General features: G+C 67.9%; 17 protein-coding genes. 12 read left to right on the top strand and 5 right to left on the bottom strand.

From position 1 onward, the window contains the following. The 9 genes from icmH to ICN82_RS12630 all read left to right on the top strand — a co-directional run. Positions 1 to 1230 (top strand): type IVB secretion system protein IcmH/DotU (icmH, locus tag ICN82_RS12670; protein ID WP_193183329.1); only part of this gene is annotated, 1230 nt, incomplete at its 5' end. Continuing rightward, a complete protein-coding gene (gene tssM / locus ICN82_RS12665) occupies positions 1227 to 4880 on the top strand; it encodes a type VI secretion system membrane subunit TssM (RefSeq protein WP_193183327.1) in 3654 nt (1217 codons plus the stop codon). The genes icmH and tssM, both read left to right, overlap by 4 nt. After that, the gene (gene tagF / locus ICN82_RS12660; protein ID WP_193183316.1) at positions 4880 to 5587 is read left to right on the top strand and encodes a type VI secretion system-associated protein TagF; all 708 of its coding nucleotides are present in this window, start codon (positions 4880 to 4882) and stop codon (positions 5585 to 5587) included. The genes tssM and tagF overlap by 1 nt, the downstream gene beginning before the upstream one ends. Next, positions 5568 to 6284 (top strand): PP2C family protein-serine/threonine phosphatase, encoded by a 717-nt coding sequence (locus ICN82_RS12655; RefSeq protein ID WP_193183314.1) that lies wholly within the window; start codon positions 5568 to 5570, stop codon positions 6282 to 6284. The genes tagF and ICN82_RS12655 overlap by 20 nt, the downstream gene beginning before the upstream one ends. 3 nt (positions 6285 to 6287) lie before the next feature. After that, entirely contained in the window at positions 6288 to 7145 is an 858-nt protein-coding gene (locus ICN82_RS12650) for a M15 family metallopeptidase (RefSeq protein WP_193183313.1), read from the top strand. Between the two features lie 204 nt (positions 7146 to 7349). Then, entirely contained in the window at positions 7350 to 8564 is a 1215-nt protein-coding gene (locus ICN82_RS12645; protein WP_193183312.1) for a flagellin, read from the top strand. Between the two features lie 74 nt (positions 8565 to 8638). Continuing rightward, positions 8639 to 9022: a flagellar biosynthesis regulator FlaF gene (flaF, locus tag ICN82_RS12640; protein WP_330999002.1), complete on the top strand. Its 384-nt coding sequence runs from the start codon at positions 8639 to 8641 to the stop codon at positions 9020 to 9022. Further along, complete coding sequence (gene flbT, locus ICN82_RS12635; protein WP_193183310.1) at positions 9019 to 9420, top strand: flagellar biosynthesis repressor FlbT; 402 nt, start codon at positions 9019 to 9021, stop codon at positions 9418 to 9420. Before flaF ends, flbT begins: the two co-directional genes overlap by 4 nt. A 133-nt stretch (positions 9421 to 9553) precedes the next feature. After that, positions 9554 to 10243 carry an aspartate/glutamate racemase family protein gene (locus tag ICN82_RS12630; protein ID WP_193183309.1) on the top strand — a complete coding sequence of 230 codons (690 nt, stop codon included), beginning with the start codon at positions 9554 to 9556 and terminating at the stop codon, positions 10241 to 10243. Between the two features lie 200 nt (positions 10244 to 10443). Here the strand turns inward: ICN82_RS12630 and ICN82_RS12625 are convergent, their stop codons facing one another. From ICN82_RS12625 to ICN82_RS12605, 5 genes are all read right to left on the bottom strand, one after another. Continuing rightward, a complete protein-coding gene (locus tag ICN82_RS12625; protein WP_193183308.1) occupies positions 10444 to 12240 on the bottom strand; it encodes a hypothetical protein in 1797 nt (598 codons plus the stop codon). 10 nt (positions 12241 to 12250) lie between these two features. Then, complete coding sequence (locus ICN82_RS12620; RefSeq protein WP_193183307.1) at positions 12251 to 13276, bottom strand: polysaccharide biosynthesis protein; 1026 nt, start codon at positions 13274 to 13276, stop codon at positions 12251 to 12253. 5 nt (positions 13277 to 13281) lie between these two features. Beyond that, a complete protein-coding gene (locus ICN82_RS12615; protein WP_193183305.1) occupies positions 13282 to 15834 on the bottom strand; it encodes a rhamnan synthesis F family protein in 2553 nt (850 codons plus the stop codon). A gap of 4 nt (positions 15835 to 15838) precedes the next feature. Further along, positions 15839 to 16201, bottom strand: coding sequence for a hypothetical protein (locus tag ICN82_RS12610; protein ID WP_193183303.1), 363 nt, complete (start codon positions 16199 to 16201; stop codon positions 15839 to 15841). A 261-nt stretch (positions 16202 to 16462) separates the two neighbouring features. Next, entirely contained in the window at positions 16463 to 17044 is a 582-nt protein-coding gene (locus ICN82_RS12605; protein ID WP_193183301.1) for a TetR/AcrR family transcriptional regulator, read from the bottom strand. A gap of 84 nt (positions 17045 to 17128) precedes the next feature. Between ICN82_RS12605 and ICN82_RS12600 the strand changes: the two genes are divergently transcribed. From ICN82_RS12600 to ICN82_RS12590, 3 genes are read left to right on the top strand one after another with little or no spacing between them, the layout of a single operon-like run. Next, positions 17129 to 18325, top strand: a complete 1197-nt coding sequence (locus ICN82_RS12600) for an efflux RND transporter periplasmic adaptor subunit (RefSeq protein WP_226898464.1) — start codon at positions 17129 to 17131, stop codon at positions 18323 to 18325. A 3-nt stretch (positions 18326 to 18328) separates the two neighbouring features. Continuing rightward, positions 18329 to 21439 carry a multidrug efflux RND transporter permease subunit gene (locus ICN82_RS12595; protein ID WP_193183297.1) on the top strand — a complete coding sequence of 1037 codons (3111 nt, stop codon included), beginning with the start codon at positions 18329 to 18331 and terminating at the stop codon, positions 21437 to 21439. Further along, the gene (locus tag ICN82_RS12590; protein WP_193183295.1) at positions 21436 to 22788 is read left to right on the top strand and encodes an efflux transporter outer membrane subunit; all 1353 of its coding nucleotides are present in this window, start codon (positions 21436 to 21438) and stop codon (positions 22786 to 22788) included. The genes ICN82_RS12595 and ICN82_RS12590 overlap by 4 nt, the downstream gene beginning before the upstream one ends. Positions 22789 to 22814 lie beyond the last annotated feature (26 nt).

The raw sequence follows: 22814 nt of genomic DNA, 5'->3' as shown, positions 1-22814 counted from the left end.
CCGCCCGATGCGGCCGGGCGCGTCGCGCGGACCGGGCCGAACCCGGTTGCGGCCGCCGCCGCGGGGCTCTTCGCGCTGGCCGGGCGGATCCGCAACCGCGCCCAGCACCCCGATCCGGATGCGCTGCGCCGCGCCGTCACCGCGCAGATCCGCGCCTTCGAGGAGGAGGCGGTCCAATCCGGGGTCGACCAGAAGACCGTGCGCGTGGCGCGCTACGCGATCTGCGCGACGCTGGATGACGTGGTGCTGAACACGCCCTGGGCGGCGGAGTCCTCCTGGGCGCAGCAGAGCCTGGTCGCCAGCTTCCACCGCGAGACGGTGGGCGGCGACCGGTTCTACGACCTTCTGGCGCGGCTGGAGCAGGAGCCCGGGAAGAACCTGCACCTGCTGGAATTCCTGTATCTCTGCCTCGCGCTCGGCTTCGAGGGGCGGCTGCGGGTGGAGCCGTCGGGACGCGACCGCCATGCTGAGATCCGCCTGGGCCTGGCGCGGATCATCGCCACGCAGCGCGGCCTGCCAGATCCCGACCTGTCGCCGCATTGGAGCGGGCTGCAGCGGCCCCACCGCCCGCTTTCGGCATGGAAACCGGTCTGGATCGCGGCCGGGGGGCTGGTGGCGGTTCTGCTGGCGGGGTTCCTGACGCTGGGCTACCTGCTGTCGCTGTCGAGCCGCGGGATTGCCGGGCAGCTGGCCGTGCTGGACCCGCCGGGGGTGGTTCAGCTGGACCGCCCCGCCCCCGCGGCGCTGCCGCTGCCCGATGACACGCGGCAGCTGGAACAGGTGCAGGGCTTCCTGACCGAGGCGATCGCGGCGGGGCTGGTCAGCGTCTTCCAGGATGCCAACACGATCACCGTGCGCTTTGCGGGGGCGAACATGTTCGCCTCTGCCTCCGACCGGCTGGAGCCGCAATTCGAGGCGCCGCTGGCGGCGGTGGCGCAGGCGCTGGACGACAGCACGCAGGGCCCGGTGCTGATCGCCGGGCATTCCGACAGCGATCCGATCCGCACCGCGCGGTTTCCCGACAACATGGCGCTGTCGCTGGCGCGCGCGGAGGCGGTGCGGGCGCGGCTGGCGGGGCTGGTGGACGATCCCGCGCGGCTGAGCGCCGAGGGGCGTTCGGATGCCGAGCCCATCGCCGACAATGCCACGCGCGCGGGCAAGGCGCAGAACCGGCGCATCGAGATCATCCTGCTGCGCGATGCCATCCTGAGCGGAGGGACTTCCCCATGAAACCGATCCTGCGCGCGCTCGGCTCCGGGCCGGGGCTGCTGATCCTGGTGGCGCTGGTCTTCTCGGCGGCGATCTGGACGGTCGGGCCGCTGCTGGCCATCGCCGAGGCGCGGCCGCTGACGACGGTGACGGGACGGCTGACGGGGCTGGCGCTGCTGTGGCTGGCGGTGCTGCTGGCGATCCTGGTGATGGTCCTGCTGCGCCAGAAGCGCGAGACCGCCATCGTCGAGGAGGTCACCGCGATCCCCGAGACCCCGGCCGCGCCCGACGGCTATGCTGCCGAGGACCTGGCCGAGATGCAGGGCAAGCTGCGGCGCGCGCTGAAGGTGCTGCGCGGCGCAAAGGGCGGGCGCAAGCGGCTCTATGACCTGCCCTGGTACGTGATCATCGGCCCGCCCGGCGCGGGCAAGACCACCGCCATCGCCAATTCGCGGCTGAACTTCCCGCTGGAGGATGAATTCGGCAAGGCGGCGCTGGCGGGGGTGGGCGGCACGCGCAACTGCGACTGGTGGTTCACCGACCAGGCGGTGCTGATCGACACGGCCGGGCGCTATACCACCCAGGACAGCGACGCGGCCTCGGACAACGCGGCCTGGCTGGGATTCCTGGCGATGCTGAAGCGCCAGCGCCCCCGCCAGCCGGTCAATGGCGCATTGGTGGCGGTCAGCCTTGCCGATCTGGCCAACCAGGACGAGACCAGCCGCCGCGCCCATGCCCAGGCGATCCGCCGCCGGCTGCATGAATTGCGCAGCAATCTCGGCATCCGCTTCCCGGTCTATGTGCTCTTCACCAAGGCCGACCTGATCGCGGGCTTCGCCGAGAGCTTCGAGGGGCTGGGCCGCGAGGCGCTGGCACAGGTCTGGGGCGCGACGCTGCCGCTGGCCGATCCGCGCGACAAGACCCCGGCGGCCGAGCGCGTCGCGGGCGAATTCGACGCGCTGGTGGAGCGGCTGAACGCGCAGCTGATCGGCCGTCTGCAGGGCGAGCCCGATCCGGGCCGCCGCGCCCTTGTCGCGGCCTTTCCGGCGCAGGTCGCCTCGCTGAAGCCGCTGGCGGGGGATTTCCTCGACGAGCTGTTCCGGGAAAACAGCTACGAGCACCGCCAGATGCTGCGCGGGGTCTATTTCACCTCCGGCACGCAGGAAGGCACGCCGATCGACCGGCTGATGCAGGGCATGGCGCAGAGCTTCGGCATCGGGCGGCAGGCGGTCGGCTCGGGGCAGGGGGCGGGTCGGTCCTATTTCCTGACGGGGCTTTTCCGCGACGTGATCTTCCCCGAGGCCGGGCTGGTCAGCGCCGATGACCGCGCCGAGCGGCGCTATCGCTGGAGCCGCGGGCTGGCCGTGGCGGCGGCGGTCCTGGTGGCGGCGGGGCTGGGGACGCTGTGGGCGCGCAGCTACCTGGGCAACCGCGCGCTGCTGGAGGAGACCGCCACCCGCATCGCGGCCTATCGCGGCTGCATCGAGGGCGCGGGGGCGGGTGCCGTCCCGGCGGAGGCGGCGGCGATGGCGCAGGCCGCGGGCTGTCTCGCCGAGGGGCTGCCGCAGGGCCCGGTGGGCGACAGCGACCTGCTGCCGGTGCTGCCCGTGCTGGCGCTGGCCGAGGGCTTGCCGGGGCAGGACACGGCCGCGCCGGTGCCTGCCGGGCTGGGCTGGGGGCTGTACCAGGGATATGCGCTCGGCAATCAGGGGCGGCTGGCCTATCGCGCGGCGCTCAACCGGCATTTCCTGCCGCGGATCCTGCTGGGGCTGGAACGGCAGATGGCGCGGTCGGTCAATGATCCGGATTTCCTCTATGATGCGCTCAAGACCTACCTGATGCTGGGGCAGCTGGGGCCTATGGACCGCGAACATGTCCGCGCCTGGCTGGGCGATGACTGGCAGCGCGCCTTCCCCGGCGCCTCCTTCGAGGCGGAGCGCGCGGCGCTGGCGCGCCATCTCGACGCGCTCCTGTCCCAGCCGATGGACCGGATCGACCTCAACAGCGACCTCGTCGCGCAGGTGCAGGGCGTGCTGACCGAACTGCCGCTGGCGGCGCGGGTCTATAGCGGCATCCTGGCCAGCGAGGCGGCGCGCGCGCTGCCGGGGTTCCGGCTGACCGATATCGGCGGACCGCGGATCGCGGCGGCGATGATCCGGCCCTCGGGGCGGGCGCTGAACGATCCGGTGCCGGGCATCTTCACCCGCCGCGGGTTCCACGAGGTGGTCCTCGGCGAGGCGGTGAATGTTGCCGCGCGGGTGCAGGCGGAAAGCTGGGTGCTGGGCGCCACCGCCGAGGAGAGCCAGTCGGAGGCGGCGCTGGTGGCGCTGTCGCGCGACGTGCTCGACCAGTATTTCGGCGATTACAAGCTGGCCTATGACCAGCTTCTGGCGGATATTGACATCGTCCCGATCGAGACCCTGTCGCGGGCCGTGGAGGTGACGCAGATCCTGTCCGGTCCGTCCTCGCCCATCGTCAACATCCTGACCGCCGTAGCGGCCGAGACGCGGCTGGCCGAGCCCCTGCCCGCGGCGCAGCCCGCGGTCGCGGCGGCGCTGGAGGCGGCGGGCGCCGCCGCCGAACGGGTGGCCGGGCGCGCCGCCGCCTTGCGGCTGGGCACCGACAGCCGCATCTTTCTCGAGGAGGTGCAGAAGACCCGGCCGCCAGGGCCGGACGGCGCCCCGCCGCCGCCGGGCAGCTATGTCCAGGAGGAATTCGCCTGGCTGCATGCACTGGTCGCCGCGCCGGACGGCCAGTCCTCGGAACTCGACGGGCTGATCGCTCTGCTGGGGGCGGTCTATGACGATCTCAACCGGCTGAGCATCGCGGGCGGGGTGTCCGACCTGGCGGGCAACAGCCGCGCGCTGGCGGATTTCCGGGCCGCCGCCGGGCGGCTGGACGGGCCGATGAAACGCTGGGCGGCCCAGATCGCGGTCGGCTCGGGCGGGGTCGCGGCCGGTGGCACGCGCGCCGCGATCAGCGCCAAGTGGCAGGCCGAGGTCCTGCCGGTCTGCCGCCAGGTGACGGGTAACACCTATCCCTTCACCCGCGGGGCCCGCACCGATGTGCCGCTGCAGGATTTTGCCCGGCTCTTCGCCCCCGGCGGCCTGATCGACGGCTTCTTCACCGAAACGCTTGCCCCCTTCGTAGATACCGCCACCAATCCCTGGAGCTGGAAGACGGTCAATGGCGAGGATCTGGGCATCTCGGATGCGGTGCTGCTGGAGCTGCAGCACGCCGCGGCGATCCGCGAGGCGTTTTTCGGCGGCGGCACCGCGCAGCCGCAGATCCGGTTCCAGCTGACCCCGCAGGCGCTGGATCCCGAGGCGCGCAGCGTCGCCTGGGAGATCGACGGGCAGGGCGTCGCCTTTTCCCAGGGCGACAGCCCGCGCCCGGCCGCCATTTCCTGGCCCGGGACCGTCGGGCTGAGCCAGGTGGTGCTGGAGCGGCCGAAACGCAACTCGGTCAACGACCTGGTGCAGACCGGCCCCTGGGCGCTGTTCCGGCTGCTGGACCAGGGCGTGCTGAGCGGCACGACCGCGGCGGACCGGACCCGCGTGACCTTCAATATCGGCGGGCGGCTGGCGATCTTCGAGATCCAGGCGGGATCGCTGGCCAATCCCTTCGCGCTGCCGAGCCTCGGCCGCTTCTCCTGCCCGCAGAGCTTCTGATGGCGGGGGGATGGGGGGCCTGCGGCAAGATCCCGGCGCTGGGGGATTTCCTGCGCTTCGGCCTGCCGCCGGGGCTGGTGCGGGCCTGGGACGGCTGGCTTGCCGCGGCGATGGAGGAGGCCGCGGCAGAGCTGGGTCCGGGATGGGACGCGGCCTACATGTCGGCGCCGATATGGCGGTTCACCCTGCCTGCGGGACTGGTCTGGGACCAGGCGGTGACGGGGGTGCTGATGCCCTCGATCGACCGCGTGGGGCGGCGCTTTCCGCTGGCGCTGATGACGGTGCTGCAGGGCCCGCGGGCGCTCCTGCCGGCGGTGCATTTGGGCGACGGCACCCCTTTCGCGGCCCTGGAGGCGGCGGCGCTGGACATGCTGGGGGACGATGCGGACCGCGCTGCGCTGGAGGCGCGGCTGGCAGGCCTCCCGGCCCCGGCGGCTCCGGCCGGTCTGCAGCTGGCGCATGGCGTCGGGGCGGAGGTCGCGGCGGCGCGGCAGGACGACCTGGCCGCGGGGCTGGCCTGCGCTCTGACCTTGCGTCAGGACCCGTCCCCCGGCTACTGGTCCTGCATCGGCGCGGATGGGCGCGCCCGTCTGTGGCTGCTGCCGGGGATGCCGCGGGCAGAGACGGCCGCCCGGCTGTTCGCGGCGGGGCGGGACGCGGATCCGGCAGGCCAGGGGGAGGCGCGGCATGACGGTCTTCAGGCATAGCGCGGCCACCCATGTGGGCTGCGTGCGCAAGCTGAACGAGGATGCGATCCTGGCGCTGCCCGCGCACCGGATCTGGGCCGTGGCCGACGGGATGGGCGGGCATGAGGGCGGCGATTTCGCAAGCCGCGCGGTCACGGACGCCATCGCGGCGCTGCCCGTCGACCTGGCGCCCGCCGGGATGATGGCGGGGCTGCGCGACGCGATCCTGTCCGCCCATGAGTGCATTCTGGCCGAGAGCGACCGCCGCGCCCGCGGTCCGATCGGCGCGACGGTGGTGGCGCTGATCCTGTCCGAGGACCATTTCGCGGCCTTCTGGGCCGGGGACAGCCGGCTCTACAGTTTCCGGGCGGGACAGCTGGACATGCTCAGCACCGATCATTCCATGGTGGCCGAACTGGTCGCCGCGGGCGGGCTGAGCTGGGAGGAGGCCGAACAGCTGCCCCATGCCAATGTCATCACGCGGGCCGTCGGCGTCGGCGCGGCGCTGGATCTGGACAAGATCCGCGGCCGCCTGGCGCCCGGCGAGCGGTTCCTGCTGTGCAGCGACGGGCTGACCCGGCATGTCGGCGGGCCCGAACTGGCCGGGATCCTCGGCGCCGCGCCGCTGGAACACGCCGCCGACGCGCTGGTGGCGCGCGCGCTGGCGGCGGGAGGCAGCGACAATGTCTCGGCCATCGTGGTCGAGGTGGCGGGGTAGGCGATGCGCGTGGTTCCGATCCTGATCGGCGCGATCCTGGTGCTGGCCCTCGGGCTGGCGGGGCTGCTGCTGCTGCCGCATCTGCCGCGCGGCGGCGGCGCGCCCGGCGGCGGCACCATCGACAGCGGCGCGCGGATCGACATCGAGCGGATGCGGTTCCAGATCGAGAGCCAGCAGGAGCGCATCGATGCGCTGGAGGACCGGCTGCGCCAGCTGGAGGAAAGCCGCGCCCGCCCCGCCGCGCCCGCCCTTCCGGCGGCGCCGCTTCCGCCGGGGACGGCCGGGTTCGGGCGGGAGGGCCCGAACCCGATCCTCGATGCCTATGCGCGGGTCGTGCTGATCGCCGACCGGCTGAACGTCAACAAGGGCATCACGGTCGCAACCCCGTCCTTCCTGGTGGATTTCCTCGGCCGGCCGCGCGAGCGGCTGAGCGACGATTGCGAGGAGATGACCAACCCGGCCCTGCGCGACCGGCTGCGCCTGGAGGAGGTCGGCCCGATCCGGGTGCGGATGCTGGACCCGGCGATCCAGAGCCTGCGCCGTGTCTTTGCCCGGATCGAGGCGTCGGATCCCGATCTCTACGGGCTGATCGCCTCCTCCGGGTCGCTCTGCGTGCGCCAGATCCGCGGCACGATCGGGCGGGTCTCCACCCATGCCTTCGGGCTGGCGGTGGATCTCAACATCGCCGGACAGCTGGACAATTTCGCCGACGGGCGCACGCAGCTGGGGCTGATCCTGATCGCGGACTACTTCCACGAGGAAGGCTGGGTCTGGGGGGCCGGGTTCCGGCGCGAAGACAGCATGCATTTCGAGGTCAGCCGCCAGCAGCTGCTGGCCTGGCGGGAGGAAGGGCTGATCTGATCCCCGGCATGCCGGTCCGGTCAAATGCGAAACACTGCCCCCGCCGCGGTTATGTTTTTGTTAGGGCGCGATCCCTATCCCTGAGCCCTGCATCCCTGGGGGTGGCGCATGCGCGGAAGACAGCCGCATGCAGTCGCAGAAGGCGTGGGTTTCCGAAAGGAAGTTGGGTCAACGGCGCCAAAGGTGCCAAAGATTGAGGGAAAAATGTCTAGCATTCTCACGAACACCAGCTCGATGGTGGCACTTCAGACCCTGAAGAGCATCAATATGGGTCTCGAGAGGACCCAGGGCGAAATCGCGACCGGCAAGAGCATCTCGACGGCCAAGGACAACTCGGCGATCTGGGCCATTTCCAAGGTGATGGAATCGGATGTGAACGGGTTCAAGGCGATCTCGGACAGCCTGTCGCTGGGCGAGTCCACCGTCGCGGTCGCCCAGACGGCAGCCGAAACCATCACGGACCTCCTCGGCCAGATCAAGGAGAAGCTGGTCGCCGCCCAGGGCGACAACGTCGACCGCACCAAGCTCAACAACGACATCACGGCGCTGAAGGAACAGATCTCCTCGGTCGTCGGCGCGGCCCAGTTCAACGGGCTGAACCTGGTGGACGGCTCCACCGCGACGACGAATGTCCTGTCCTCCATCGACCGCGACAGCGCCGGTGCGGTCACCGCCTCCTATATCTCGGTCTCCGGCCAGGATCTGAATTCCGGAGGGTATACCGCGAATACCGCCTTCACCGCGGGGACGGCCAGCGTCGTCTCGGCGGCAGGGGACACGTTCGTGATGTCGCTGGACAATACCGCGGGCGCGGACGAGATCGTGATCAACGATCCCGGCACCTATGCGGCCGGGGACAGCGTGTCGATCAACATCGGCAGCTACACGGCCAGCTATACCTTCAGCGCGACGGATCTTGCCGCGGGCAACACCCCGGCCGATATCGCCGCGACCAATCTGAAGGCCCAGATCGAAGGCTTCGGCATCGCGGGGCTGTCGGTGGCCTATGACAGCGCGAATGTCGGCGAACTTGCCTTCTCCAATACCGGTTCGGTCGATCTGTCGGTGACGGGTCAGTTCCAGAATGCCGGCTCCGGCGGGCTGGGTCAGCTGGCAACGATCGACGCGACCAATGCGGGGACGCTTGCCGCGCAGATGGTGACCCTGGAATCGCTGATCTCCACGGCGATCGACGCGGCGGCCTCCTTCGGCTCGGACGGATCGCAGATCGCGACCCAGTCCAGTTTCGTGTCCAAGCTGACGGATTCGATGCGTGCAGGCATCGGGGCCATGGTGGATGCGGATATGGAAGAGGCTTCGGCGCGGCTGCAGGCCCTTCAGGTCCAGCAGCAGCTTGGCATCCAGGCGCTTTCCATCGCCAACCAGGCGCCACAGAATGTGTTAGCATTGTTCCGCTAAGTCATGACGGGGGTGCCGGCATCCGGCACCCCCGGTTTCGAAACGCGAGTGAATGAAGGCTGGCTTGGTAGGAATTGGCTTTGAACGCGCATCAGCTTGCCCAGAAGGCATATATGACCCAGACGCAGTCCATCCGGACGCCGCGCGGGGTCGAGTACGAAGTATTCGGGCGGATAACCCGCAGGATAAAGACGGCGGCGGGGCTCGGGCGGGCGGAGTTCCCATCCCTTGTCGGGGCGCTTCACGACAACCGCCGCTTCTGGACGATGCTGGCGCTGGATGTCGCAAGTCCGGAAAACGAACTTCCCGATGAAATCCGCTCCCGGATACTTTACCTGAACGAGTTCGTGCAAACCTATACCAGCAGCGTGCTGAAGGGGCGCGCGGAACCTGCCGCGCTGATCGACATCAATACGGCGATCATGCGGGGACTGAGAGGACAGGAAAAGACGTCATGACAGGCTTGGTGCTGAAACTCGGTCCTAGGGAACGTATCCTGATAAACGGGGCGGTGATCGAGAACGGGGAACGCCGAAGCCGGATCAACATCATCACCCCCAATGCCAATATCCTGAGGCTGCGGGATGCGATCCATCCCGACGAGGCCAATACGCCGGTGCGCCGGGTCTGCTATCTGGCCCAGCTGGTTCTGTCCGGCGATGCCTGCCCCGAGGAGGTCCAGCCGCAGATCCTGCGCGGGGTCGAGCAGCTGAGCCAGGTCTTTCTCGACCCTGACAGCCGGAACCTTCTGAACCAGGTGACGCAGGTCCTGCAGCAGATGAATTACTATCAGGCCCTGAAGGCTCTGCGGGCGCTGCTGCCGCGGGAGGAGAGGCTGATGATGGGCTCGTGCTGATTTGCAGGGCAGATCCCGGCGGGATGTGGGGGGATGCTGGCGAAGGATTGGGATCGGAAATTATTTTCTTGTTTGAATATCCCCTCGCAAGATACAAATATCGGGATATTTCATTGGAGCGATAGATAAATTCATGCCCCGTTTCATCGGCGTACTGAGCCTGGCGGACCGGTTTCCACGGATCCCCGGTGATGCAAGCAATAGCGACAGTTACCCCCTCCCGGCGCGGCTCCGCGAAATCCCTGCTGGCGACCATGCGCTGACGGATGCGCAGGGGCGGGCGGATCCGGCCCTGACCGCGGCTTTTCTGAAGGCTGCGCAGGAACTTGCGGCGGAAGGCGCGGTCGCGATCACCTCCTCCTGCGGGTTTCTCGCGACGGCCCAGCAGGAGATCGCCGCGGCCGTCCCGGTTCCGGTCCTTCTCTCGCCACTGAGCATGGTGCATACGGCGCGGCAGCTTGGCGGAGGGCGTCCGGTGGGCATCCTGACGGGACGGAGCGGCTTCCCGGGGCCGGCCACCCTGGCCGCGGCCGACATTTCTCCCGATCAGGTCCGGATTGAGGCGCTGGAGACGGAGCCCGCCTTTGCCCGGACCTTCCTGTGCAATGGCGCGGACTGGCGGGCCGACATAGATCCTGCCGCGATAGAGGCGGCCGTCCTGGCCGCTGCCGGACGCCTCCTGGACCGCGCGCCCGAGACCGGCGCCTTCCTTCTGGAGCATGGGAGCCTTCCGCCCTATGCCGCGGCGCTCAGGCGCGAGACCGGCCGCCCGGTTCTGTCCATACTCGACGCGATGCCGATGCTGGTCGGCAAATGCGCCTGAGGAACCGGGACCTGCGCGATTGAAGGACCGTGCTGACGAAAGCGGCCCGGATCAGGGGGCGGCATTTCTTCGCGTGATCCGGGCATGTCCCGGCAGGCCGGGATCTTGGCGGCGCAGGGCAATCCCCCGCGCATCAACCAGAGCCGAGGCATCGCATCGATCAGCCCGGCGGTTCGCAGGGGTGACGGGATGATCCCGTCCTACTCCTTTGGCGGCGGGCGCAATGCCGAAATGATGGAACGCAGCGGACGCGTGGCGCGCCAGGACGTGCTTGCCTCCATTTCATGGATCCAGTTTTCCAGCATCAGCCGCTGTTCCTCGGCATGGGCATGCTGTTCGGCCCGTCTGCGCTCGAGGTTTTCCATCTCGGCGGCCATCCGTGCCTTGACCTGCTCGATCTCGTCCCTGGCCTTGTCCAGCGCTTCGGACAGATGCGCCTGCTCGTCCTGGCCTGCGGCAATCTGGGAGCGGATGCGGTCCGCTTCTCCCTGGGCGGCGGCCAGCTCGGCCTGCAGGGCGCGGCGTTGCGCGATCTGCTCGACGAGTTCGGTCTCCCGGCGGCGCAGGGTCGATTTCAGCTGATTGCGTTCGCCCTGGCCAAGCTCCGCATCTTCCCGCAGCCGCTCGAGTTCGCGCGTGACCTGCGACAGCTCTTCCCGGGCGGTATCGATCTGCCGGTCCCGTTCCTCAAGCCGGGCAGCCAGCGCAACCGTCGGATCCGGTGCGGGGTTCTGCGCCTGGGCAAGTCGCCGTTTCAGCTGTGCCGCGGCATCGCGGGACATTCCCGTCAGCAGCCGGGAGGTCCGCGCCAGCTTCTCCTCGGCCCGCTCGGCATTCCTCAGGGCTTCGGCAAGCTTCTGCTCCAGCTCCTGCCGATGTTCGGCATCGCCTGACAGCTCGCGCCGCAGATCGTCGCGTTCATGCTCCCTCTGGGCCAGTGCGCTGCGCAGGGTGGCCGCCTCGTCCAGCGCGGCCTGTTTCGCATCCCGGGTTTCCGCATAGCGCATTTCAAGCTTTTCGATTTCGGCGTGAAGCGCCTGCATCGTCTCCTGGCTTGCGGCCGCCTCGGCCGCCGCCTTGCCCCGCAGCGCGGAAGCCTCCTCGGCGTGAAGGCGGGCCTCCTCCGCATGGGCGCGGGCCTCGCTGCGGGCCTCGGCCTCCGCGGCGCGGCTGCGCGCCAGCTCGGCTTCCAGCTCGGCAAGCTTCTGCTGCAAGGCCTCGGCCGCGCCGTCCGTCACTAGCTCTGGCGTGATTTCTGCAGGCGGGGTCAGGTCTGTTTCCGGCTCGGGCCGGATGGCGGTCAACTCGTTCACGGTCGCAAACTCTTCACCATGTTCCAGCCACTGTTCGAAAATGTCCAATGCCCGCGCGTATCCGGAGGGCATGGAAGCGGGATCGCCTTCGCCAGCCGGGCGTCGTTCGGCCAGGAATGCGGCAATCTGCGGGGCCGCGCTCTTGGCCGATTTCGGCCAGCGCAGATCGAAACGGCGCCCGATCTGCGCGACCATGTCGGGGAGACGGCCGCCCAGGGCATCGACGGGCACGAACACGCGCGGCACGCCGCGGCTGAGTTGCTCGATCCGCAGGACCGCATCCAGCTGGTCTCCGTCCCCGGCGCCCAGGGCCACGGCCAGCAGAGGCGTGCGGCCGCAGGTCTCGGCCGCGCTGAGCATCGCCGGCAGAAGCGCGGCGGCACGGGGCACCGCGACGAGGGCGATCCTGGATTTTCCGAGAGCCGTGCCGAGCGCATCGGCCAGCGGCGCGACGGGAGGCCCGTCCTCCTGGACGGGCGGCGGCGGCTCGAGCCCCGTTTCCGCCTGCGCCTCGCCCTGCGGGAACGGGGCTTCGGCCTCTTTCGCCCCCAGCCGGGTCAGCACGCCGGACAGGGTGGCCTGCGCCTCCGGGCCACTTCCCAGAACGAAGATGACTTTCCTGCTGGTTCCGGACACGCGCGACTTGGACCGGGATGTGCGCCTTTTTGCAGTTGCCGTCGCCATGAAATACTCCTCAGGCAGACTTGGCGGTGGTTTGGTTCAGCTTTGCAACCTGCCGCCGCAGCTGGCGGACGGTGGTTTCCAGTTCGGTGACCCGTCGCGCCTGCTGCAGCGTGAGGGTCATCAGATGTTCGAGCACGCGATTGCGGAAGGCCTCCACATCCGGCGCGGCATGTTCCTTCTGCTTGTCCTGGCGGATATCCACGCCGTATATGCTGCTGATCTCGTCGAAAAGCGCGCTTTGCCCCGCGACCATGTCGCTGGTCGCCCCGTAATCAAACATGTCGGAGACGAGTTTCTCCAGATCGGGCGAGGCCGACAATTCGACATTACCGGTGATCCTGTCGAATTCCGTCGGCAGAACGGGACCGCCCACGGTTTCGTTGAACACCGCGCGGATCGCGTTCTCGGCGGGGTCCTTGCGCTCCAGCGTGTTCTTTTCCGGCGGCGGCAGGAAAAGCGACAGAAGGTCGGAGAAATCCGAAACCACGTCCATCCCGCGTTTCAGATGGCGCAGTTCGATGATGTCCAGGTGATCCTTCGCCCATAGCCGCAGCCCCGAATAGGTGGCCAGCATGGCGGGCGTCGCCTTCTGATAGCTGGGCACCGGCCCGGGCATGGTCTTGTGATACAGCGCCCACTGGTTATAGGCGGAGGGCAGCCAGCTATACGGATCACGGGCATAGATCACCAGCTTGACCGTGCATTTCTTCTTCAATTCCTGAAGAAACGGCGAGAATTGGGTGACGTATCCGTACATCGATTCATTGGAAATGATGAACCTGTCATTCCCGGTCTTCTCGGAGAGCGCCTTCAGCGCGAGATGGTAGTTCTCGGCATGGGTCTTCATCTGCTCCGGCGAGGAGGCGAAGAACCTGTCCTGCCCGGCATAGCCGGCGAATTCGGGATCGAGCAGGTTGAACCAGAGCCCCAGATATTGGACGCCGATCTTCGCCAGCTCCTCCTGGTTGGCGCCCAGGACCTGCTGGATCGACGAGGTTCCGGTTTTTCCCATCCCGATGTGAAAGATGACTTCCATGGTCTTCAAATCCTCTGCTCGTCCGGCTTGCTCACGAAGATCGCCTTCAGGCCCTGCTTTGCGGTGACGGCGGGCCAGAGCCGTTCGATCATGTGGAATTCGGTGCCGTCATTGGCGATCGGCTCGTTGGGCCAGGGATAGTCCGGTCCGAAGAGCGCATTCATTTCGTCGATTACGGGGCGACGCACCCAGAACATGTTGCCCACCGGGAAGACCAGCGGGTTGGGCGGCAGGGGCCCGGGCAGCTTGCCGTCGAATTTCGAGATCAGCCGCCGCGAGGCGTTCCAGGCGACGAAATGCGGCTCGAACGGGGCGACCAGGCCGGCCCCCGCCTCGCCGATCTCGGCCAGCGCCGAGGAGAGCGTCTGCGAGTCCCCCAGCAGGATGCGCATCAGGAAGCGCCGCCAGATGTCGCCGCCCGTCGCCGAGGTCAGCGATTTCTTCTGGTGGATGTGACACCAGACCTCGTCCTCGGGATAGTCCTCGGGCGAGGAGAACAGCTCCATGAAGGGCAGGATGTCCCGGCCGCGATTGGACACGAGCCGGATCTCGGGGGTCAGCCCCTCGGCCTGCATGATCTCGGTGATCTCGCGGCCCTTCTGGGCGGTGTCGGTGGTGACGACGATGCGCCGCGCATGGCGATAGGCGACATGGCGTTTCAGATCCTCGGCGATCTCGTCGGTGTAATAGGCGTGGATATGCATCGAGAAGGGGGGAACCTCCTCGGGCCCGGCCGGCGCATAGGGCACGATCCGGCATTCCTTGTGGATCCAGTTGTCGGAGGCGGCCAGGACCTGCGCCGCCTCGCGCGGGTCGCGCCACAGCATCCTGCGGCCATAGCGAAGGATCTTCTGGCGTTCGCGGACCCGCAGCGCCCGGTCGTCTTCATCCTTGGTATAGAGGATCGGCAGGTCGATCTCGGTCGCGCCGCTGACGAAATAGGTCTGCGCGCCCAGCCGTTCCTCGAGCGCGTCGCGGATCGCCCCGAACAGCTTGGGCATGATCACCTGGGGCACCGGCTCGGGCGAGGTCTCCTTGCGCGGCAGCGCCGTCAGCGCATCCACCGCGGCGGCGGGGTTGCCGTATTCGACCTCGGTGTAGTGGCCGGATGTCTTGTAGAGGTCATCGGAGAAGCCGGTCGCGTTCTCGAAGGTCACGACGCGGCAGCCGCGCAGCGTCGCATCGAAGACCACATTGGGCAGCGGGTCCAGGCGCGAGGACAGGAACATCGCGTCGGAGGCCTTGAGCACGTCGAAGTAATGCGGGCCCGCAGGCAGGAAGAACAGGTTGCCCCCCGGGCGGTCGGCCCCGGCCTGGCGCAGGTGGAAATCGAACCAGACGCCGAAGCCGATATCCTCGATGTTCTGGCCGTCGCCGATCCACAGGAACACGGTGTCGGGGTCTCGCGCGGCGGCGATCTGGGCGGCCATCACGAAGATGTCGGTGCCCTTGCGCCACTGGATATGGCCAGCCCCGCAGACCAGGCGCACCTTGCTCAGGTCGCGCCCCAGGATCTCGGACAGGTTGCGCCGGGCGCGGAGAAAATCCGCCTGGTCGACGCGTCCGAAGACATCGGGGCGCTGCGGCACGATCACGGTGTCGCGCGTCATGTCGAATTCGATGTCCTTCAGCCGTCCGGCCCAGGAATCCCGGACGATCTCGGAGGAATAGATGACCAGATCGGCAAACAGCCCGATCAGGGTCGAGGTCCAGACAGGGAAGGAATAATCCGCGAATTCATGCAGGTATGCGGTGAAGGGGATGTCGCGCGAGACCAGCGGCGCCACGAAAAGCGCGCATTCCACCGAATTGAGGATGGCGAATTCGATGCTCTCGAAGGCCGGGCCGGAAAGATAGGGGAAGTCGATCTGCGGATGCGGCGAGATCACCACCTCGCAGGCATGTTCCAGGAACTGGTCCATCAGCTCGCCGCCGCGCAACGCGGCGATCACGACATTGTAGTCCTTGGCCGCCTCGCGCAGCAGGTCGCGCCCGACGATCGGCGCGCCGGTGCGCGACATTTCATGCACGGCGATCATGCAGGTCGGCAGGTCCCGGCGGAAGGGTTTCTTGCCGGTCTTGTGGTTGCGCCGCACATCGGCCAGCGTGCGCCGCCCCTTTTCGTGAAACCCGTAGCGCAGGTAGTGATGCAGCGGATCCATGCCCGCGGCGACGATGTCGGGATGCCACTTGAGGTAGCCCTTCATCGAGAAGTTCGAGACCAGCGCATCCACCGGCTCGCCCAGCTGGATCAGTTCGCAGGCGAGCTTGTGCGCGTCGGGCTCGCCCGCCTCGATCGCCGCAAGGAGATCCGGTTCGGTGACCAGCGCCTGCAGCGCGACATCGATGGCGGGCTGCTGGGCATGGTGGATGTCGTAGAAGGTGGCAAGCCGGTCCTCGGCGCCCTCGCGGCTGCGATAGTGCCGGAGCAGCGCTTCGGGGTCGCTGCCCAGGTCCGGGCGCAGGGCGGCGTATATCTCGGGGTCATAGCGGAAGTCCGGCCGATGATCGAGAACGTTCGCCATGGCGGCATATTTGCGCCAGATTTCGTCCAGCATGGTCCTACCCCTCGAAGCCGGAAGACAGCAGATCCGCGAATTGCCGGTCGGTCAGCCCTTCGCAGCGGATCGTATCGGCAAAGACCGGCAGCAACGGGCCGGAGGCCGTGATCTCGTCGATCTGAAGCCAGATCAGGCGGTCCTCGTCATCGAAACCGGTGCTGACCGGCGTGTTCGCGACCGGCAACGTATCTGCGGCCCGGGCCTCGATCACGCTCTCGTCGAAGGCCATGACCAGAGGCTCGATCCGGCGGCCCAGCCGGTAGCGCAGGAACCGGATGGCCGAACAGAAAAGCTCGGCCGCGCTGCCGGGAACCTGAAGGTAATCCACCACCGCGACATCGGCATCCGCCTGGCGGTCATGCATCTCGCCGGAGGCATCGAAAAGCAGGCAGGGCGACAGATCGGGCCAAAGATCCCTAATCTTTTCAGAAACTTGAGGGGATCCGGTTATCCTCGGGGAAAGAATCAGCATTTCAACAGTTTACTACCAAGTCCAGATACAGGGCGGTGATCATACGCGTCGACTAAGGAAAGTATTAGTCAAGCCGCCGCGGCCGGTCCAACAAATTAGGTGGATGAATCAGCGCACCCCCCTTGCCGTCCGGGAAACCGGCCTAGCCTGCTGTCACAGAAGTTTCCGCAGCGCGGCAATCCGGATGGGCCACAGCGCATCCAGCGCCGCGGGAAGGCTGGGATGCGTACCGGCCAGCCACTCGCCCACAGCCGACCCCATGCCCTGAAGCGCCCAGCCCGCCAGTTCCTGGGCGATCTCCGGTGCCATGCCCGGCGGCCTGGCCTGCAGGCAGGCGGCCAGATCCGCAGTCAGGTCGCGCATGTGCTGGTCGAGGATCGCGCGGACCTTGCCGCTTTCGGTCATGACGGGTCCCAGGTGGCGGATCACCTCCTCGGACCAGCCCAGATGCTTGGCATGGGCGTCGAGGAACTTCTTGAGATCGTCGCCGACAGTCCCGGTTCCGTCGCGCAGGTTTCGGCAATCCTCCTCGGAAAAACCCGGCGGATGGCCGACGGAAGCGGATTCCTTGTTCGTATAGTAGTTGAAGAACGTCCGCGGGCTGATGCCCACAGCCTCGGCAATGGCCTCCGTCGTCACGCGTTCAAGCCCGCGTTCCGCCGCCAGCCGCAGGGTTGCCAGCTGGATCTCGCGCGCGGTCTCGCGGCGTCGCCTCTCTCTTAACGGAACTGTCATCACGCTCTTGTTGCAGATTGTGCAGAATTTGCACTAAGGGCATTTTAACGGGACTCGTCAAGGGTGACAGGTATGAGAATTTCGATGCGTAAGGCGGCAGCCGCCCTTGTGCTGGCCCTGGGCGCGACCGGGGCGGCGGCACAGCAGCAGCCTCAGGGCGACGCGCCGCCGGCGGAGGTCGGGGTCGTCACGCTGTCCCGGCAGGACGTGCCGCGGGTCGTGACCATCCCGGGCCGGGCCGTGGCCTATCAATCGGTGGAGGTGCGCCCGCGCGTGGACGGCGTGATCGAGGAGATCCTGTACAGTCCCGGCCGTCCGCTGAATGTGGGCGACCCGCTGTTCCGCATAGATGATGCCAGCTATCGCGCGCAGGTCGCGGCCGATGAGGCGGAGCTGGCCACGGCCGAGGCCAATCTGCCGGTGGCGGAATCCGATTACAACCGGGCGCAGCAGCTCGCCGGACGCGGGTATACCGAGGCGGAGGTGGAAAGCGCCCGTGCCGCGCTGGCGGAGGCCCGCGCGACGCTGGATGCGGCGCAGGCGGCGCTGGATTTCTCGCGCACGCAGCTGGGATGGACGACGATCACCAGCCCGATCGACGGGCGCGCGGAGGTGGCGGCGACCTCGGTCGGCAATCTTGTCTCGGCCGCGCAGTCCGATGCGCTGACCACGATCGTGCGGACCGATCCGATCTATGTCGACATGGTGGAGCCCTCCGCGCGCAGGCTGTCCGTGCGCCAGCAGATCGAATCTGGCCAGCTGACCATGAACGGCGATCTTGCCGCGACCCTGACGCTGGAAAACGGTACCGTCTATCACGGCAGCGGCACGCTGGTGACGCCGGGAAATACCGTTTCCACCACGACCGGCACGTTCAGCATGCGGTTCTCCTTCGAGAATCCCGATCACGTGATCCTGCCCGGCATGTTCCTTCGCGGCGATATCACCATCGGCACGATCCGCGCCTTTCTGGTGCCGCAACGCGCCGCGAGCCGTGACAATTCCGGATTGCTGACCGTCTATCTCGCGGCCGAAGACGGCACCGCGCAGCAGGTGACGCTGCGCGACGAGGGCAGCCATGACAATGCCTGGATCGTCACCGAGGGGCTGGAGGATGGCGACCGGCTGATCGTCGACGGGCTGAAATCCCTGCAGGACGGCCAGGAGGTCCGGCCCGTCGCGGTCACGATCGACGAGGACGGCGTGACCCGCGATGCCGCCCCGGCGGCGGAGGGCGATGACGGCAGCGCCGCGGATGCCGATGCGGCGGCGGAAGACTGATCCATGGCCAGTTTCTTCATCCATCGCCCGGTCTTCGCCTGGGTTCTCGCCATCGTCGTGATGCTGGCAGGCGGTTTCGGCCTCGTCTCGCTGCCGATCTCGCAATATCCCGAGATCGCGCCCACCACCGTGCGCATCAGCGCCAGCTATACCGGGGCCTCCGCGGAGACCGTGGAGAACTCGGTGACAACCGTCATCGAGGACGGCATGACCGGCCTCGACGGGCTGATCTACATGACCTCCAGCTCCTCGGAGGGCTCGGCCCGCGTGTCGCTGACCTTCGATGACAGCGTCGATCCGGACATGGCGCAGGTGCAGGTGCAGAACAAGCTGCAGCTGGTGCAGTCCTCCCTGCCGAGCTCGGTCACGTCGCAGGGGGTCAGCGTCACGCGCTCCACCTCCTCGATCCTGCTGGTGGGGGCGCTGGTCTCGGCGGACGGGCGCTATTCCTCGCTGGAGCTGGGCGACATCCTCAGTTCCACCATCGAGGATCCGGTGCAGCGCACCGAGGGGGTCGGGTCGATCAATTCCTTCGGGTCGCCCTATGCGATGCGCATCTGGCTCAATCCCGACCGGCTGTTCCAGTACCAGCTGACCCCGGCCGACGTCACCTCGGCGGTGAGCGAACAGAACACCAATGTGACGGTCGGCAATCTGGGCGACCAGCCGGTGACGAAGGGCCAGCAATTCACCGTTTCGCTCTCGGCGCAGTCACAGCTGGGCTCGATCGAGGATTTCCAGCGCATCCTGCTGAAGACCAACGAGGACGGATCGGCCGTCTATCTGGCCGATGTCGCCACGGTGGAGCTGGGCCAGGAGGATTACGGCGCCTCGAGCCGCTATGACGGGCAGCCCGCGGCCGGGTTCGGCGTGAACCTCGCCACCGGGGCGAATGCGGTCGAGACGGCCGAACGGGTGCGCGCGGTGCTCGACGGGCTGGCCGGGTCGCTGCCCGGCGGCGTCACGATCGAGTATCCCTATGACACCTCGCCCTTCGTCGAGGAGTCGATCGCCCAAGTCTATCACACGCTCTTCGAGGCGATCGCCCTGGTGTTCCTGGTGATCCTGCTGTTCCTGCAGAGCTGGCGCGCGACGATCATCCCGACCATCGCCGTGCCGGTCGTCCTGCTGGGCACGTTCGGCGTGCTTGCCGCCTTCGGCATGTCGATCAACACGCTCAGCATGTTCGCGCTGGTCCTGGCCATCGGCCTGCTGGTCGACGATGCCATCGTCGTGGTGGAGAATGTCGAGCGGGTGATGGAGGAAGAGGGGCTTGGCCCGGTCGAGGCCACCGAGAAGTCGATGGGCGAAATCTCCTCGGCGCTGGTGGGCATCGTCATGGTCCTGTCGGCGGTGTTCCTGCCCATGGCCTTCATGTCCGGTTCCACCGGGGTGATCTACCGGCAGTTCTCGGTCACGATCATCTCGGCCATGGTGCTGTCGCTTTTCGTGGCGCTGATCCTGACCCCGGCCATGTGCGCGTCCTTGCTGAAACCGTCCCACGGGGCGCCGAAATTCGCGCCGCTGCGATGGTTCAATGCCGGGCTGGACCGGCTCACCGGCGGCTATGGCGGGGCGGTGGCGCGGCTGGGGCGGCGGCCCTTCCGCATGCTGATCCTGCTGGCGGCGGCAGGATGGGGCGCCTGGGCGGTTTACGAACGCGTGCCCTCCTCCTTCCTTCCGACCGAGGATCAGGGGGTGCTGATGGCGATGATCACGCTGCCCGACAGCGCCACGGCCCAGCAGACCGAAGATGCCGTCGCCCAGCTGGAACGCTACATGCTGACCGAACAGGCCGATGCGGTGGATGCGGTCTTTGCCGCGGTGGGCTTCTCCTTCGGGGGCTCGGGCCAGAACAACGCCATGATGTTCGTCAAGCTCAAGCCCTACGAGGACCGCCCCGGCATCGGCGCGGCGGATGTGATGAATGCCGCCAATGGACGGTTCCTCAACAGCCGCCTGGGCCAGGTCTTCTTCCTGCAGCCCCCGGCCATTCCCGGCATGGGCAACACCTCGGGCTTCTCGATGTACCTGGTCGATCAGCGCGGCAATGGCCAGGAGGCGCTGAAGGCGGCTGCCGACCAGCTGGTCGCGGATGCGACGGCGGACGGGCGCGTGGTTTCGCTGCGCGGCAATGACGACAATGCCACGCCGACGCTGAAACTGACCATCGACCAGCAGAAGGCAGAGGCGCTTGGCGTGTCGCTGTCGGATATCAACAGCCTGCTGGCCACGGTCTTCGCGGGATCCTATGTCAACGACTTCCCGCTGGGCAACGACCTGCGCGAGGTCATCGTGCAGGGTGGCGCCGCCTGGCGGATGCAGCCGGAGGATATCGACCGCTGGCATATCCGAAACGACGGCGACGAGATGGTGCCGCTGGCGGCGGTGATCTCGCGCAGCTGGGATACGGAAATGCCCAATCTCGCCCGCTATGGCGGCACGCGCGCGCTGGAGATCTCGGGATCGCCCGCGGCGGGTGTCAGTTCCGGCGACGCGATGAATGTCATGGAAGAGCTGACCGCCGGCCTCGACGGCGGCTACGGCTCCGCCTGGACGGGGCTCAGCTACCAGGAAAGGCTGTCGGGCAACCAGGAGCCGATCCTCTACACGCTCTCGGCCCTCGTCGTTTTCCTTTGCCTCGCGGCGCTTTACGAAAGCTGGACGGTGCCTTTCGCGGTCATGCTGTCGGTGCCGGTCGGCATCCTCGGCGCGCTGGTCTTCACCTGGATCTTCGGCCAGTCGAACGACGTCTATTTCAAGGTCGGGCTGCTGACCACGATCGGGCTCGCCGCGCGCAACGCCATCCTCATCGTCGAATTCGCCGAAACGCTGCGCAAGCAGGGCGGCGCGCTGCTGGAATCGACGGTGACCGCCGCGCGCCAGAGGCTGCGGCCGATCCTGATGACCTCGCTGGCCTTCGGCTTCGGCATCCTGCCGCTGGTGCTGGCCTCGGGCGCGGGGGCCAATGCCCAGAAATCCATCGGCACGGGGATGCTGGGCGGCATCCTTTTCTCCGCCGTGATCGGGATCGTCATGGTCCCCGTCTTCTATGTCGCCGTGCTGAAGGGCGTGGCCATGCTGCGCCGCCGTCCCCAGGAGGTTTCCCAGTGAGATATGTATCGGTCCTTGTCCTTCTGGCCGTGGCGGGCTGTGCCGTCGGCCCGGATTACCAGCGCCCAGAAGCCGCGCTGGCCACCCGCTTCGCCGATGGCGATGCCCAAGGCATCGGCCAGGTCGCGCAGGAAGCCTGGTGGGGGGCGTATCGCGACCCGATGCTGAGCGCGCTGGTCTCCCGCGGGCTGGCGCAGAACCTCGACGTGATGGCGGCCACCGAGGCGATCCGCGAGGCGGAGGCCAACCTGCGCGCCACCGGCGTCAATGCCGCCGCGTCCGGGTCGCTTGACGGATCGCGGACCCGGCAGGGGGGCGAGGCGATCGACGGCATCCAGACGGTCGACACCGCGGAACTGGGCGCGTCTTTCGTGATCGACCTCTTCGGCGGAATCCGGCGCGACCGCGAAAGCGCCGCCGCCTCGCTGGCCGCGGCCCGGGCCGAGGTGGAAACCACGCGCCTGGCCTGGTTGGCCGAGCTGATCGCCGCCTATTCCAATGCCCGCTACTACCAGGAGGCGCTGGCCCTGGCGCGCGACACGATTTCCGCCCGCGAAGAGACGGTGGAAATCACCCGCACCCAGTTCCAGGCCGGGGCGGCGACGGAATACGAGGTGGCCGAGGCGGAGGCGCTGCTATCCAATGCCCGCGCGGCGGTGCCGCAATACATGGCGCTGTTCGAATCCAACACCTACGCGATCGCCAGCCTCCTGAACGAATCTGCCGCGCCGCTGATGTCGCAGATGCAGAAGGGCGCGCCCCAATTGCGCACCCCCGCAGGCGAAAGAACCGGGGTGCCCGCCGATCTGCTGCGCAACCGTCCCGATGTGCGCAGCGCCGAATCCGACCTGGCCTCGGCGGTGGCCGAGGTCGGCGTGGCGGAGGCCGATCTGTATCCGTCGCTGTCGCTGACCGGCTCGGTCGGCCGGGCCTCGGGCGTCGACAGCTGGTCCTTCGGCCCCTACCTGTCCCTGCCGGTGTTCAACCAGGGTGCGTTGCGCGCGACCCGCGACGCCCGGATCTCGGCCGCGAAACAGGCGGAAATCGCCTGGCGCGCCTCTGTCACCGAGGCGGTGGAGGATGTGCAGGTGGCGCGGTCGAACCTGCTGCGCTATCGCCAGCGCGCCGCGGCCCTGGGCCAGGCGGCCCGGGATTACGAACGTGCGCTTGATCTGGCGCAGGAGAATTACCGCAACGGCGCGATCACGCTGCTCGACCTTCTCGATACCGACCGCAACACCGCCTCGGCGCGCATCAGCGCGGCTTCGGCGGTCAATGACGCCGCGCAGGCCTGGGCGACGCTGAAGATCGCCACCGGGGCGGGCGCCGCCGTCGGCGGCAGCGGCTGATCCTCGCAGCGGTCGCGGCTCTTGCC

The organism is Mangrovicoccus algicola (genome assembly GCF_014903745.1).
Taxonomy (GTDB): Bacteria; Pseudomonadota; Alphaproteobacteria; order Rhodobacterales; family Rhodobacteraceae; genus Mangrovicoccus; species Mangrovicoccus algicola.
Note: the sequence above shows the minus strand (reverse complement) of the source record. Positions and strands in the feature narration are given on the sequence as shown.

What these genes read in the sequence shown, in the direction of transcription:
- ICN82_RS12605 (WP_193183301.1), bottom strand. Translation starts at nt 17,044, where the DNA reads ATGACAGTTCCGTTAAGAGAGAGGCGACGCCGCGAGACCGCGCGCGAG.
- ICN82_RS12595 (WP_193183297.1), top strand. Translation starts at nt 18,329, where the DNA reads ATGGCCAGTTTCTTCATCCATCGCCCGGTCTTCGCCTGGGTTCTCGCC.
- ICN82_RS12625 (WP_193183308.1), bottom strand. Translation starts at nt 12,240, where the DNA reads ATGGCGACGGCAACTGCAAAAAGGCGCACATCCCGGTCCAAGTCGCGC.
- ICN82_RS12620 (WP_193183307.1), bottom strand. Translation starts at nt 13,276, where the DNA reads ATGGAAGTCATCTTTCACATCGGGATGGGAAAAACCGGAACCTCGTCG.
- ICN82_RS12645 (WP_193183312.1), top strand. Translation starts at nt 7,350, where the DNA reads ATGTCTAGCATTCTCACGAACACCAGCTCGATGGTGGCACTTCAGACC.
- flbT (WP_193183310.1), top strand. Translation starts at nt 9,019, where the DNA reads ATGACAGGCTTGGTGCTGAAACTCGGTCCTAGGGAACGTATCCTGATA.
- ICN82_RS12600 (WP_226898464.1), top strand. Translation starts at nt 17,129, where the DNA reads ATGCGTAAGGCGGCAGCCGCCCTTGTGCTGGCCCTGGGCGCGACCGGG.
- ICN82_RS12655 (WP_193183314.1), top strand. Translation starts at nt 5,568, where the DNA reads ATGACGGTCTTCAGGCATAGCGCGGCCACCCATGTGGGCTGCGTGCGC.
- tssM (WP_193183327.1), top strand. Translation starts at nt 1,227, where the DNA reads ATGAAACCGATCCTGCGCGCGCTCGGCTCCGGGCCGGGGCTGCTGATC.
- ICN82_RS12630 (WP_193183309.1), top strand. Translation starts at nt 9,554, where the DNA reads ATGCCCCGTTTCATCGGCGTACTGAGCCTGGCGGACCGGTTTCCACGG.
- ICN82_RS12650 (WP_193183313.1), top strand. Translation starts at nt 6,288, where the DNA reads ATGCGCGTGGTTCCGATCCTGATCGGCGCGATCCTGGTGCTGGCCCTC.
- tagF (WP_193183316.1), top strand. Translation starts at nt 4,880, where the DNA reads ATGGCGGGGGGATGGGGGGCCTGCGGCAAGATCCCGGCGCTGGGGGAT.
- ICN82_RS12615 (WP_193183305.1), bottom strand. Translation starts at nt 15,834, where the DNA reads ATGCTGGACGAAATCTGGCGCAAATATGCCGCCATGGCGAACGTTCTC.
- ICN82_RS12610 (WP_193183303.1), bottom strand. Translation starts at nt 16,201, where the DNA reads ATGCATGACCGCCAGGCGGATGCCGATGTCGCGGTGGTGGATTACCTT.